The organism is Micromonospora sp. ZG13 (assembly GCF_059359355.1).
On record NZ_JCADBQ010000010.1, the window covers coordinates 1 to 13,318 of the forward strand.

General features: G+C 75.6%; 9 protein-coding genes, 3 pseudogenes and 1 riboswitch. Of the genes and pseudogenes, 7 read left to right on the forward strand and 5 right to left on the reverse strand.

The features are described from left to right. Window positions 1-214, forward strand: a pseudogene (locus AC5L34_RS20220) (IS5 family transposase); the annotation flags it as partial. A gap of 40 nt (window positions 215-254) precedes the next feature. Here AC5L34_RS20220 and AC5L34_RS20225 read toward each other — a convergent pair. From AC5L34_RS20225 to AC5L34_RS20240, 4 genes and pseudogenes are all read right to left on the reverse strand, one after another. After that, window positions 255-395: pseudogene (locus AC5L34_RS20225) on the reverse strand (HD domain-containing protein); the annotation flags it as partial. Between the two features lie 30 nt (window positions 396-425). Then, window positions 426-4,625: a SpoIIE family protein phosphatase gene (locus AC5L34_RS20230; RefSeq protein WP_494826408.1), complete on the reverse strand. Its 4,200-nt coding sequence runs from the start codon at window positions 4,623-4,625 to the stop codon at window positions 426-428. A 257-nt stretch (window positions 4,626-4,882) separates the two neighbouring features. Then, window positions 4,883-5,581 carry an alpha/beta hydrolase gene (locus AC5L34_RS20235; protein ID WP_494826410.1) on the reverse strand — a complete coding sequence of 233 codons (699 nt, stop codon included), beginning with the start codon at window positions 5,579-5,581 and terminating at the stop codon, window positions 4,883-4,885. Between the two features lie 84 nt (window positions 5,582-5,665). Continuing rightward, the gene (locus AC5L34_RS20240; RefSeq protein ID WP_494826412.1) at window positions 5,666-6,652 is read right to left on the reverse strand and encodes a LacI family DNA-binding transcriptional regulator; all 987 of its coding nucleotides are present in this window, start codon (window positions 6,650-6,652) and stop codon (window positions 5,666-5,668) included. A 156-nt stretch (window positions 6,653-6,808) separates the two neighbouring features. On the opposite strand from AC5L34_RS20240, the gene AC5L34_RS20245 reads away from it, so the two are divergent. The 4 genes and pseudogenes from AC5L34_RS20245 to AC5L34_RS20260 all read left to right on the forward strand — a co-directional run. Then, window positions 6,809-8,029 carry an MFS transporter gene (locus AC5L34_RS20245; RefSeq protein ID WP_441176670.1) on the forward strand — a complete coding sequence of 407 codons (1,221 nt, stop codon included), beginning with the start codon at window positions 6,809-6,811 and terminating at the stop codon, window positions 8,027-8,029. Between the two features lie 90 nt (window positions 8,030-8,119). After that, on the forward strand, window positions 8,120-8,455 hold the full coding sequence (locus AC5L34_RS20250) for a hypothetical protein (protein WP_441176669.1): 336 nt from the start codon (window positions 8,120-8,122) through the stop codon (window positions 8,453-8,455). Between the two features lie 30 nt (window positions 8,456-8,485). After that, complete coding sequence (locus tag AC5L34_RS20255; RefSeq protein WP_494826414.1) at window positions 8,486-9,742, forward strand: MFS transporter; 1,257 nt, start codon at window positions 8,486-8,488, stop codon at window positions 9,740-9,742. 11 nt (window positions 9,743-9,753) lie between these two features. Beyond that, a pseudogene (locus AC5L34_RS20260) lies at window positions 9,754-9,951 on the forward strand (hypothetical protein); the annotation flags it as partial. Between the two features lie 54 nt (window positions 9,952-10,005). Here the strand turns inward: AC5L34_RS20260 and AC5L34_RS20265 are convergent. After that, a complete protein-coding gene (locus AC5L34_RS20265) occupies window positions 10,006-10,902 on the reverse strand; it encodes a LysR family transcriptional regulator (protein ID WP_494826416.1) in 897 nt (298 codons plus the stop codon). Window positions 10,903-11,098: 196 nt separating this feature from the next. On the opposite strand from AC5L34_RS20265, the gene AC5L34_RS20270 reads away from it, so the two are divergent. Further along, window positions 11,099-12,439 carry an FAD-binding oxidoreductase gene (locus AC5L34_RS20270; protein ID WP_494826417.1) on the forward strand — a complete coding sequence of 447 codons (1,341 nt, stop codon included), beginning with the start codon at window positions 11,099-11,101 and terminating at the stop codon, window positions 12,437-12,439. Window positions 12,440-12,853: 414 nt separating this feature from the next. After that, a riboswitch (cobalamin riboswitch) is annotated at window positions 12,854-12,983 on the forward strand. 46 nt (window positions 12,984-13,029) lie between these two features. Further along, window positions 13,030-13,206 (forward strand): hypothetical protein, encoded by a 177-nt coding sequence (locus AC5L34_RS20275; protein ID WP_494826419.1) that lies wholly within the window; start codon window positions 13,030-13,032, stop codon window positions 13,204-13,206. Window positions 13,207-13,318 lie beyond the last annotated feature (112 nt).

Here is a 13,318-nt window from a genome sequence, read left to right on the forward strand (position 1 = left end):
CGACCAAGACGCCCACCGCCTCGCGAAAGGCTCCCGCGGCGGCCGGCCACCCGCCTTCAGCCCTGACGTCTACCGCCAGCGTCACGCCGTGGAGTGCGGCATCAACCAGCTCAAGCAACACCGCGCCATGGCCACCCGCTACGACAAACTAGCCGTGCGCTACGAGGCCACCCTGACCATCGCGGCCATCAACCAGTACCTCCGGGACATATGAAACACGGGCTAAGGCCGAAGGTCTGCGCGCTACGCATCTCGATCAATCGGATCGCCACCTGCAGCAGGTGGTTCAGGTAGGGCTCGCGTACCCGCCGGTCGTCACGGTGCACCTCGGCGGCCAGGCCGAGGGCGTCGGTGAGCCGCCCCAGGGCGGCCTCGTCGAACGCGTGCAGCTTCAGCCGGAACCGGCCAGCAGGCCGGGCCGGCGGTCACGCGCCGGAGACGCGCTTGACCAGGCGTACGGTGGTGCCGTCGGCGCTGCCGTCCACGGTGGCCTCGTCCATCAGCCGGGTCATGATCAGCTGACCTCGGCCGCGCTCTCCGTCGTCGGGGGTCGCCTCCCGCCAGCCGCCGGTGTCGGTGACCACCATCTCCAGCCGGTCGGCGCGCAGCCGCCCCCGTACGGTGACGGACACGTCCGGGGCGAACCGGTAGCCGTGCTCGATCGCGTTGGCGCACGCCTCGCCGGCCGCGATCAGCGCCGCGTCGACGTCGGCCTCGCCGATGCCGAGGCCGGTGAGCCACTCCCGCAGCGCCTCGCGGGTCGGCGCGAGCTGCCCCGGGTCGGCAGTCAGCGTCGCGTCGAAGGCCGCCGGCTCGCGGTGCCGGTAGACCAGCACCGCCACGTCGTCGTTGCGGGTGTCGGGCAGCAGGTCCCGGACCATCCGGTCGGCCAGTGCCCCCTCGGGCAGCTCGCGGCCCTGGGTGAGCGCGGCGACGGCCCGGGAGATGCCGGCGTCGATCAGTTCCCGGCGGCGCTCGATGAGCCCGTCGGTGTAGAGCAGCAGCGTCGACCCGGGCCGCAGTCGCGCCCCGGCCTCCGGCCGGCCGGGCACCGCGACGCTGGCCAGCGGCACCGAACCGGCGCGGGTCAGCAGCTCGGCGGAGCCGTCCGGGTGCACCAGGATGCCCGGCGGGTGGCCCGCCGACGAGTAGCGGAGCAGGCCCAGCGAGCGGTCGATGATGGCGCAGAAGACGGTGGTGCAGGCGCCGCCGGGCACCATGCGGGCGAAGTCGTCCAGCGCGCTGAGCACCTCGGCGGGGCTCTTGGCCTGCAGGAGCAGGGCGCGTGAGGCGCTGCGCAGCTGACCCATCACGGTGGCGGCGGGCAGGCCCCGCCCCACCACGTCGCCCACCACCACGCCGACGAGGTCGCCGGGAAGCTGCACCACGTCGTACCAGTCTCCGCCGACCTCGAGCGGCGCCACCGCCGGCTGGTAGCGGGTCGCGAACCCGGTCGGCAGGTCGACCGGGCCGAGCATCGCCCGCTGCATGGCCAGGGCGACCGTCCGCTGGGTCTCGAAGGCCCGCGCGCGGACCAGCGCCTGGGCCAGCGCGGCGCAGAGCTGCCGCACCAGCGGCCGGTCCACCGTCGGTACCGACCGGGGCGGATCCAGTTCCAGCCACACCCCGCCGGGTGCCCCGCCCGGCTCGATGCGGGCCCCGATCGCGGTGACCCGACCCGCGTCGTCGACGGCCAGCTGCGGGTCGCCGTCCGCGGGCAGCCCGTCGAGGGCCCGCTGCACCTGCCGGGTCAGCGTCAGTCCCTGGGTCACCACCAGCGGCGTGCCGGCGGCGTCGGCGCAGACCGCCAGGCCGCGCGTGCCGTCCAGCAGGGTGCACAGCTCGGAGAGGCCGGCGTCGAGCACCTCGGCCACGTCGGTGGCGCGGGCGAGCCGGCCGGAGAGCGCGGCCAGGGCGGACTGTCGCGCGGCGGCCCGGACCTCGGCGGTCACCTCACGCAGCGTGGCGACGTAGAGGCGGCGGCCGGTTCGCGGCTCGCGCAGCGAGTTGTAGACCGCCTCGGCCCAGATCCGCTGCCCGTCGGCGTGCCGCAGCGGCACGGTGACCCGCCCCCGGTCGGAGTCCCGCGCGGCACGCAGCACGTCGAGCAGCAGCAGTCGGTCGGCGGGCGCGGCGTCGGCCTCCGGCCACCAGGCGTGCGGCGGCGCGACCGGTGTCGCCAGCCGGTCGGCGCCGACCAGGCGGCAGAACGCCTCGTTCGCCTCGATCAGCGCCCCGTCGGCGTCGACCACGGCGAACGCGTCCTGCAACGACTCGATGAGCGCCGCCCGCCAGGTCGCCTCCTCGTTGCGTAACCGGGCCAGCTCCAGGTGCGCGCCCACCCGGGCCAGCAGTTCCTCGGAGGAGAACGGCTTGGCCAGGTAGTCGTCGGCCCCGGTCCGCAGTCCCTCCACCGCCGCCTCCTCGCCGGCGCGGGCGGAGAGCACGATGATCGGCAACCCGGCCGTACGCCGGTCGGCGCGCAGCGCCCGGACCAGCCCGAAACCGTCGAGGCGGGGCATCATCACGTCGGTCAGCACCAGGTCCGGCACCCGATCGGCGATGCGGTCGAGCGCCTCCCGGCCGTCGGCCGCGACGACGACCCGGTGGTGGGGCGCGAGCAGGCTCGCCAGGAAGGCGCGCAGGTCGGCGTTGTCGTCGACCACCAGCACCGTGGCGGCGTCCCGGGCGTCGTCGTCGGCCCGGTCCGTGGGGGCGGGCGCGGCCTCCGGCAGCCAGCGCAGGGCCTCGGCGACGTACGCCTCGTGTGCCGGCTCGTGGGCCCGCTCGCGGCGCGTGGCGGTGGCGGTGGCGGTGGCCCGGCCGTACGGCAGGCGGATGGTGAACGTCGAGCCCTCGCCCTCGACCGAGCGCACGCTGACCTCGCCGCCGTGCAGACTGGCCATCTCCTGCACCAGCGCCAACCCGATGCCGGTGCCCTCCTGCGACCGGCCGCCGGCGCCGCGTACGCGGTGGAAGCGGCGGAACAGCAGCGGCTGCTGGTCGGCGGGGACACCGACGCCGGTGTCGTCGACGGACAGCGTGACGCGTTCGCCGTCGCCGCGCAGCCGCAGGCGCACTGTGCCGGCCAGGGTGTACTTCAGGGCGTTGGAGAGCAGGTTGACGACCACCTTCTCCCACATGTCGCGGTCCACGTACGCGGTGCGCGGCAGCGCCTCGACGTCGACCCGGTAGGTCAGCCCGGCCTCGCGCATGGCGTACGCGAAGGACTCGGCGACGCCGGCGGTGAGCGCCGGAAGGTCGGTCTCCACGCGTTCCGGGTCCAGCCGGCCGCCCTCCATGCGGGCGAAGTCGAGCATGTCGTTGACGAGCTTGCGCAGTCGGCCGGTGTTGCGGTGCACCAGCTCCAGGCGTTCGCGCTGGCCCGGCGGGAGCGGCTCGCGGCGGTCGGCGAGGCTCTCGCGCACCGGCCCGGCGATCAGTGTCAGCGGGGTGCGCAGCTCGTGGCTGACGTCGGTGAAGAACTCCGTCTTCGCCGCGTCCAGCTCGGCCAGGGCCGCGGCCCGGCGGCGCTGCGCCTCGTACGCCAGCACGTCGCCCAGCGCCGTCGAGACCCGGCTGGACACCAGGTCGAGGAAGCCGGCGTACGCCTCGTCCAGCCTGCGGAAGGGGCTGACGCCGGCGACCAGCACGCCGGTCGGGCGGGCCTGTCCGGTGGCCGGCAGGGGCAGCACCACCACCTCGTCCACGGGCACCCCGACGACCGCCCCGGCGTGTGCGCGGGGGTCGCCGGGCAGGGCCACGCCCCGGACCCGCGCGGGGCGGCCGGTCCGCGCGACCTCGCCGATCTGCGCCAGCCACCCGGCACTCGCGGCGGCGTCGTCGGCCACGCCGACCGAGGCGGCCAGGACCAGTTCGTCCGCGTCCGCCGACGCGCCGTCGTCCGGTCCGGGGCCGGTTTCTCCACCGTCGCCGGCTGCGGCCGGCCCCTCGTCCGGCGTCGTCCCCTCGGGGCGCAGGTAGATCATCACGGCGGGCAGGTCGGCGGGGCTGCCGGTGAGGACCCGGGCCGACGCCCGCACGGCGTCGCGGGTGGTGTCCGCCGCCGCGATCGAGACCGAACCCAGCTCGCGCAGCGTCTCCAGCCGCCGGTCACCCAGCACCCGCGCGGTGACGTCCGTGGTGGCCACGAAGATGCCGGGGATCCGGCCGGCGTCGGCGCGCACCGGGCTGTAGGAGAAGGTCCAGTACGTCTCCTCCAGGTAGCCGTGCCGGTCGAGCATCAGCAGTTGGTTCTCCGCGTACGTGGCGCCGTGGCCGGCGAGCACCTGGTCGGTCAGCGGACCCAACTCGGCCCAGACCTCCTGCCAGCACCGCGCGCCCGGCTGACCGATCGCGGCCGGGTACTTGTCGCCGAGGACCGGCGTGTACGCGTGGTTGAAGATCTGCACCAGCTCGGGGCCCCACCACAGCAGCATCGGGATCTTCGACGGCAGCACGGTGCGCACCGCCGCGCACAGCTCCGGCGGCCAGGTCTCCACGGGACCCAGGGGAGTGGCCGCCCAGTCGGTGGCCCGGTGCGCGGCGCTGGTCGGATCGTCGCCGGCGAAGAGGTCGACGGCCGCCCCGGCGCCCGCCGGTTCGGCGCGCTGCTTCGATTCCACGTCCCGGCCCCCTGTCGCCGCCCTGGTGTCCGGGTCGCAGGCAGCCGTCGAGCCCTGCCCCTCATCGTCCCGCCGGGGTGACTTTCCCCAACCGGCCACGGCTTGAACCGTCCATCGACGTGACCCGACCCGCACCCCCCGAGTCGGCGTCGAGCATGCAGGTGGGGTGTCCCGCGAAAGTCGGGAAGGGCGCGATGACGCCCACCAGGACTCCCTGATCTCCGCGGGAGAGGGTGGGGCGCGGAGAGGGGGGTGGGTCAGGGGGCCAGCCAGGTGGTGGCGCGGGTGCGGATGGTCGGGGGGATCTCGTGGTGGCCGGGGAACTCGTCGTAGGTGACGTCGTAGCCGAGGGAGCGCAGGCGGGGGACCAGGCGGCGGCTGCACACGTCGACCGGCAGGACGGGGTCCCGGGTGCCGTGCGAGACGTAGATCCGGGGCCGGCCGTGGGTGACCAGCGGCGCGGCGAAACCGGGGGAGAAGGCCACCACCGCGTCGACCAGGTCGCCGTTGGTCAGGCCCAGGGAGAGGGCGTACGAGGCGCCGTCGGAGAACCCGCCGAACGCCACCCGGGCGACGGGGTAACCGGCGAAGGCCATGGCCAGCAGGGCGTCGATGCGCCGTACGTCCGCCCCGAAGCCCTCACCGACCAGGTCCCAGCTGCTCGCCACCGCCTGCGGGGCGACCAGCAGCAGCCGGTGCGCGTCGGCCACCGGCAGCAGCAGGTCGAGCCCCTGCCGGGCCGAGCCGCCGGCCCCGTGCAGGAGCAGCACCAGCCGGTACGGCGGGCCGCCGACGGGCTCCGGGGCGTACGCCAGCGCCAGCGGGGCGCCCCCGGGGTCGGTCAGCGACGTCAGCCCGGCGGCGGCCAGGGCGGTCGGCGGCGCCGGCCGCGCGGCCAGCCGGCCGTGCCGAGGGTTCTCCTCCGGCTGCCGGTGCGGCGGCGCGGGTTCGACCACGGGTTACCGCTCCTCGTCCTCGGCGGGCGTGCGCCGGCGGTTACCCGCCTGCCCGACGGTCAATCCCACCGGCCGCCCGACGACTCAGCCGCTCACCCGGCGGACCAGCCGGGACGGGAACATCGTCGCCGGCGGCACCGGCCGCCCGCCCAGTACGGCCGTCGCCGCCGCCGAGGCGATCTGCGTGACCGGGTGGGTGGCCGTGGTCAGCGCGGGGGTGGTCATCGCGGCGAGCGGGATGTCGTCGAAACCGGTCACCGCGACGTCCCCGGGCACCTGGACGCCGTCGCCGCGCAGCCCGTCGATCACCCCGAGGGCGGTGGCGTCGCTGCTGCCGACGATCGCGTCCGTGTCCGGCCAGCGCGCCAGGACCTCCCGGGCCGCCGCCCGGCCCCGGTCGGCGCTGAAGTCCCCCGGGACCAGGCGCACCGGCAGGGCGGCGTCGCGCACCACCCGCCGGTACGCGCCGACGGAGCGGCCGGCGCACGACAGCCAGCGGGGCCCGGTCACCATGGCGATGCGGCGGCGCCCGCTGGCGTACAGGTGCCGGACCACGGCCTCGGTGCCGCCGCCGTTGTCCACGTCGAAGGCCGGTACGAGGGCGGAGCCGATGCCGATCGAGGCCACCCGGCCGCGCAGTCCCACCGGGACGGCGTCCAGCACCGTCTCGGTGGTGTTGATCAGGATGATCCCGCCGACGCTGCGGTCCTCGGCCAGCCGGCGCACCACGCCCGGCGCACGGGTGGGCAGCCAGTGCAGCGCCACCCCGAGTCCGTGCGGCGCGCAGACCCGGGCGCACGCGCCGAGGACCCGGTGGACGTACGGGTCGTCGAGGACCGTCGCGGCGGTGCCGGTCACCGCAACCACCAGCCGGAAGCCGGTGCCCTGGACGAGCGCGCGGGCGGCCGGGTTCGGCGCGTAGCCGAGCCGGTCGGCGGCGACGCTCACCCGTTCGCGGGCGGCGGGGGAGGCGTAGCCGGTGCCGGCGAGCACCCGCGAGGCGGTGGCCCGGGAGACGCCCGCCGCCCGGGCGACGTCCTCCAGGGTCGGTGGTCGGTGCGTCGTCGTCATCCCGGTCCTCCCCGTGGTCGGCCGTCGCGGCGTGGACGGTCGACCGAATCATGCCCCTGGAACGTGTCCACGGTAAGGGGCGCGGCCAGGTTGTCCTGAAAGCGCTCTCAGGTGTGGGATCGGGCGGGAGAGCACCCGAGGCGAGAGGACGCCCCCGTGAGCCGTACCGTCGCCCCGCCCGCCGCGCCGCCGCCGGTCGTACCGCGCCCGGTGCTCGCCGCCCGTACCGGCGTGGCCGTGGTGTTCGCGCTGAACGGCCTGGCCGTGGCCACCTGGTTCTCCCGGGTGCCCGCCGCCCGGGACGCGCTGGGGCTCAGCGCGGGCCGGCTCGGGCTGCTGCTGCTCGCCATGTCCGTCGGCGCGCTCCTCGCGATGCCCACCGCCGGCCTGGTGACCCAGCGGCTCGGGGCGGCCCGCACCGTCGCCCTCTCCACCCTGGTCGTCGCGACCGGGCTGACCGTGACGGGGGTCGGGGCCCTGGCCGGCTCCCCGGTCGGGGTCGCGGTGGGGCTGTGCGCCCTCGGCTACGGCTCCGGCATCTGCGACGTGGCGATGAACGTCGAGGGCGCGGCGGTCGAGCGGCGGCTGGGGCGTACGGTCATGCCCCGCTTCCACGCGGCGTGGAGCCTCGGCTCCGTGGCCGGCGCCGGCCTGGGCGCCGGGGCGGCCCGCCTCGGCGTTCCGGTCGCCGCGCACCTGGCCGCGCTGGCCGCGGTGGTGCTGCTCGGCACGCTGCTGGCCGTGCGGTCGTTCCTGCCGGCGGCCGAGAGCGGCACCGCCTCCGCGTCGGCCGCCCCGGCCGAGCGTCGCCGCGAGCTGCTGGCCGCCTGGCGGGAGCCGCGTACCCTGCTCATCGGACTGCTGGTGCTGGTGGCGGCGTTCGCCGAGGGCAGCGCCAACGACTGGCTGGCGGTCGCCTTCATCGACGGCCACGACCTCGGCGAGGCGGCCGGGGCGGCGGTCTTCGGCGTCTTCGTCGTCGGCATGACCCTGGGGCGCACGCTGGGCACCGTCGCGCTGGACCGGTGGGGCCGGGTACCCGTGCTGTCCGGCACCATCGTGCTTGCCACGGTCGGCGCGGCCGTGGCGGTGCTCGCCGGCTCCGGGCCGGTGGCGATCGCCGGCGTCGCGCTCTGGGGCATCGGCGCGTCGCTGGGCTTCCCGGTCGGGATGAGCGCGGCGGCCGACGACGAGCGGCGGGCGCCGGCCCGCGTCAGCGTGGTCGCCGTGATCGGCTACACCGCCTTCCTCGCCGGCCCGCCGCTGCTGGGCCTGCTCGGCGACCGGGTCGGCACCCTGCGGGCACTGCTCGTCGTGCCGCTGTTGCTGCTGCCCACCCTCGCCCTGGTGCCGGCCACCCGCCCGCCGGTGCGCTGAGGTCGCCTGGCAGGGCACTCACACCCCGCTCGCAGCCGCCTCGCAGGTAAGGGTGCTGCACTGGGAGGACCCGGAGGAGAGGAGCGGGACATGGGCTGGTTCAACCGGCGGTCGCGGGCCGCCGACCCGACCCCGACGAAGCTCGACCGGGAGGCGACCCGGGAGGACCTGGCCGCGCTGGAGGCGTTCGTGACCAGCCGCCAGGGCGTGGAGTTCTACCTGGAACCGGAGACCACCGCGACCGACACCACCGTGGTCGCCATCGCCCACGACGGCGAGTGGATCCGCCGTCGCACCGGCTCGCCGCGCGCCGCCGGCTCCATCGCGCGAAAGCACGCGGTGCCGCTGTACGAGGCCGCCCGCACCGGCTACCCGGAGCGGATGCGGGTGTGGAACCGGGCCCACCCGGAGCGCCACGCCCGCTGACGGGTCCGCCGCCCGCCGACCGAGGGCGATATGGTGCCCTGCGTGGCTGATAGGTCCCGGTCGCTCGGCCGGCCCTTCTGGACGTTCTGGACCGCCGCGGCGTTGGCCAATCTGGGCGACGGCATCCGGGTGGCCGCCTTTCCCCTGCTCGCCGCCGCCCTGAGCGACGATCCGGTGGCGGTCGCCGCGGTGGCCGCGGCGCAGTTCCTGCCGTGGCTGGTCACCGGCCTGCTGGCCGGCGCGCTGGCCGACCGCCGGGCGGCGCGCACGCTGATCGCCGCCGCCGACGCCGGCCGGGTCGTGGTGCTGGCGGCGGTGGCCGCGACCGTCGCGACGGGAGTGGCCTCGGTCGGGCTCGTGGTCGCCGCCGCCTTCCTGCTCGGTGTCGGCGAGACCCTGCGCGACACCGCCGCGCAGACCGCGATCCCCCGGCTGGTGGACGACGCGCAGCTGGAGAGGGCCAACGGGCGGCTGGTGGCGGGCGAGATCGTGGGCAACGAGTTCGTCGGCCCGCCCGTCGGCGCGCTGCTGTTCGTCGTCGGCGCGGCGCTGCCCTTCGCCGTCAACGGGGCCTCGCTCGCGCTGGCCGTCATGCTCGTGCTGTCCCTGCCGCTGACCCTCGCCCGCCCGGCCCCGGGACGGTCGGCTCCCGGCGAGCCGCCCGTCGGGGCGGCCGCCCCCGCGCGGGGTGGGGCGCTCGCCGGGTTGCGGTGGCTGGCCCGGCAACCCGTGCTCCGTACGCTCGTGCTCGTCGGCGCGGCCGTCGCCGCCGCCGACAGCGCCTGGTTCGCGATCTTCGTGCTGTACGCGCGGGACAGCCTCGGCCTCGGCGCGCTCGGCTTCGGCCTGCTGCTGGCCACCGGCGCGGGCGGTGGCCTCGGCGGCTCCCTCGCCGCCGACCGGCTGATCGCCCGCTTCCGGCACCGGCACGTGCTGACCTGGTCGATGGCGGTCACCGCCGGAGCGCCGGCACTCCTGGTCGTCGCGCCGCACCGCCTCGCCGCCGTGGCCGTCGTCGTCGGCACCAGCGCGGCGTTCGCCGTCCTCAACGTGGCCGCGCTGTCGCTGCGGCAACGCCTCGTGCCCGGCGACCTGCTCGGCCGGGTGGTCGCCGCCTCCCGGATGCTCTCCTACGGCTGCGCCGCGCTCGGGGCGCTCGCCGGCGGCGCGCTGGCCGCCGGCCTGGGCATGCGGGCACCCTTCCTGTTCAGCGCGACGGTGGCGGTCGCCGCGACCGCTGCCTGGCGTGTCGCGTCCCGCCCTACCGCACCGGGCGACCCGGCCTGACGGGGCCCGCTGAGGCCACGGCGACCGACACCACCGTGGTCGCCACCGCCCACGACGGCGAGTGGATCCGCCGTCGCACCGGCTCGCCGCGCGCCGCCGGGTCCGTCGCCCGCAAGCACGCGGTGCCGCTGTACGGGGCCACCCGCACCGGCTACCCGGAGCGGATGCGGGTGTGGAACCGGGCCCACCCGGAGCGCCACGCCCGTTGACGGGTCCGCCGCCCGCCGGCCCGCCCCGCGTCGGTCACCGCCGGTGTTGTCCTCTTACCGGTCTTTCAAGGTGAGCGTGTGGGCGGCCTCCGCAAAGGCGCGGACGCGGGCAGTGGCGCCGTCGGCGCGCCAGAGCAGGCCCCACTGCAGGGGTGGCGCGTCGCCGAGGTGCACATAAGCGACGTCGGGGCGGGCGTAGTAGCGCCTGGCGTTGGCGCCGACAGGGAAGACGCCGAGACCGGCGCCGACGTGTGTGAGAACCTCGTGGAACGTCGCGGCGGAGATACCGGCCCTAATGGGTCGTCCGGCCGGGGTGACGTGTGGGGTGCGGTCGGCGCGCAGAGACCGTGGCAGTGTGTCGGGCAGTTGCAGCATGGCGACATCGGCCAGGTCTTCGACCGAGACAGCGTCGCGACGGGCGAAGGGATGCCCGACCGGCACGGCCAAAAACCGGGCCTCGGACACCAGGACCGGACCCGTGACGATGCCGGGCTCGTCCACGGGGAAGGTGGCCAGGGCGAGGTCGACCTCGCCGCCGCGCAGCCAGGGCATCAGTTCACCCATCTGCGCTTCGCGGATCTGGGTCTGGCACTCGGGATGCCGCCGCCGGAACACCTCGGTGATGCTGACCAGCAGTTGGCCACCGGCCGCGCCGGTGAAGCAGACCCGCAGGGTTCCGGTGAATCCGCGGCCGGCCTCGACCGCTCGGCCGACTGCCGCGGCAATCTGATCCCAGGCCGGTCGGAGCTCGTCGTAGAGCGCGCGCCCGACCGGGGACAGTTCGACCCGCCGGCTGGTCCGGTTGAACAGTGCGACGCCGACCCGCCGTTCCACCTTGCGGATGGTCTGGCTGACCCTCGCGGTGGAGACCCGTAGCCGTTCGGCGGCGCGGCCGAAGTGCAGTTCCTCGGCGACGGCGAGAAACGCCTCCAACTCGTGCCGCTCCAGCATCCCCATCTCCCTGCATCGTTAACGCCAGCTTCACGATCGTGGCACAGGTCGGCATTGTTCGTCGTCCGGGCCAGCCGCAGGGTTGAGGCACCGAAACACCCGATCAAACTGCGGGAGCAGCCATGTACGTCACCGACAGCCACGCCCTGGCCGCGTTCGCGCGCGTCGCCGTCTGAACCCACGAGAGAAGGAACGCATGAACGCCCTGCACGGTCTGCGCGCCGTCCTCCGCGGCCAAGTGTGGCTGCCCGGCGAGCCCGCCTTCGACACCGCCCGCCGACCCTGGAACCTCGCCATCGAACAGCAGGTCGACGCCGTGGTCGAGGCCGCCGACGCCGCCGACGTCGTCGCGCTCGTCCGTCACGCCCGCGCCGCCGGGCTGAGCATCACCACCCAACCCAACGGGCACGGCGCCTCCGGCCGTACCGCCGGCACGATCCTGCTGCGCACCCGACGCCTGGACACCCTCCAGGTCGTCCCCGCCACCCGCCGTGCCCGCGTCGGCGCGGGCGTGGCGTCCGGCCTGCTCCAGGCAGCCGCCGCACCCCACGGCCTGACCGGCCTACCCGGCAGCTCGCCGGTGGTCAGCGTCGCCGGCGTCGCGCTCGGCGGCGGACTGAGCTGGTTCGGTCGGGCACACGGCTGGGTCGCCGACAGCGTCACCGCCTTCGACATCGTCGACACCGAAGGCCACGAACGACATGTCACCGCCGACACCGAACCAGAGCTGTACTGGGCGCTGCGCGGCGGCGGCGGCAGCTTCGCCATCGTCACCGCCCTCGAACTCGCCCTGCACCCCGCACCGAGCCTGTACGGAGGCAGGATGCTGTGGCCCGTCCGGCACGCCTGGGCGGTGATGGACGCGTACCGCACGATCACCGCCACCGCACCGGACGAACTGACCGTCTGGCTGGACCTCCTGCACTTCCCCGGCGCCGAGCCGATGGTCGCCGTCGACGCCACCTACCTCGGCGACCCCGCCGAGGCCCACAGCCTGCTGGCCCCGCTGGACCGCCTGCCATCGCCGCTGTCCGACAGCCGACGCCCCATGTCGGTGGCCGAACTCGGCGCCATCACCGCGGAACCAACCGACCCGAGCGCCGGGCTGTCCCACACCGAGCTGCTGACCGTGCTGGACGACAAGGCGGTCAGGACATTGCTGGACGATCCGATTGAGCCGCTGCTCAGCGCGCAGCTACGGCACCTGGGCGGCGCGCTCGCCGGCCCGTCGGACAGCCCACACGGTCCGCTCACCGAGCCCTACGCGCTGTACATGTTCGGACTGCCCGCCGACCCAGGCCGTACCGAAGCCGTCACCGCCAGACAACGCGCCCTCGCCGACGCGCTGCCCACCAGCGGGCGCAAACCCCTGACCTTCCTCAATCCGAACGAGACCGTCGCCGACGCGTTCAATTCCGACGTACTGGACCGCCTCGGCGACATCAAGCGCCGCCACGACCCGCACGACACCTTCCGCGCCAACTTCCCGGTGCTCTCAGCCGGGGCGCGGTCAGGAGGCGCACCGGCCGGTTGCTGACGAAGTTGGCCGCCCACGACCGGGCGCAACTGGTGATCGCCGGCTACGGATCGGGGCTCGCCGACCGGTGAGCGGCGACATCGGCCGCCGTGAAATGCCGCGACGTCTCGGCGGCGGCGCGGGGCCGTCCCCGAACGTCGCGCCGCGCCTGGTGGGAGACGGAACGGTCCCCGCCACGCTGGGCGCGTGCGGGGGGCGCCCCGGCCCGCGCGCGGGCCGCCGGGGCGCCTTTTCCGGGGACCGGAACCGGCCCGACGGAAATTGTCGGCCCATCGACCGGCGACATTGCGGGAACGGACGCCGCCGGAAGGTTGATCGTCACCTGTCGATCGATCGTTGCCCCGTCGCGGCCGGGTGGGGCGGCGTTGACCGGCGGCCCGGGGGTGTGGCAGCATTCGCGGCCTGACGGCAGTGAAGGAAGCCGGTGCGATTCCGGCGCGGTCCCGCCACTGTCACCGGGGAGCGATCCCCCCTCGTGAGTCACGGCCGTGCGTGCGCGGTTGGAAGGCCGGGGGTGAGCGTCGATCCGGGAGCCAGGATACTTCGGCCGTCGGAGTGACCCCAGGGCGTGGACACCCGAGGAGGACCCGATGACGCACCGCGTCTCCGCCATCGACGATCATCGTCGCATCGTGCCCGGCCGTGGCAGCGCCGCAGGCGGCCACGCCTACGTGTGGCAGGCAGGTCGCCGTGCCGCGCAGCCGGTCCGCACCGCCCCCGGCCAGCCCGCCGCCGTTCCCCCGCGCGCCCCCGCCACCTGCCGCTGACGCCCGCGCCGCGTCGCCCGACCCGCCCGTGAGTCGGCCGCCGGCGCGCCGTACCCGCTGAACCGCGCCCACCCCTCGCCCCGCCCGGTCGTCCCCGCGCCGACCCGGGCGT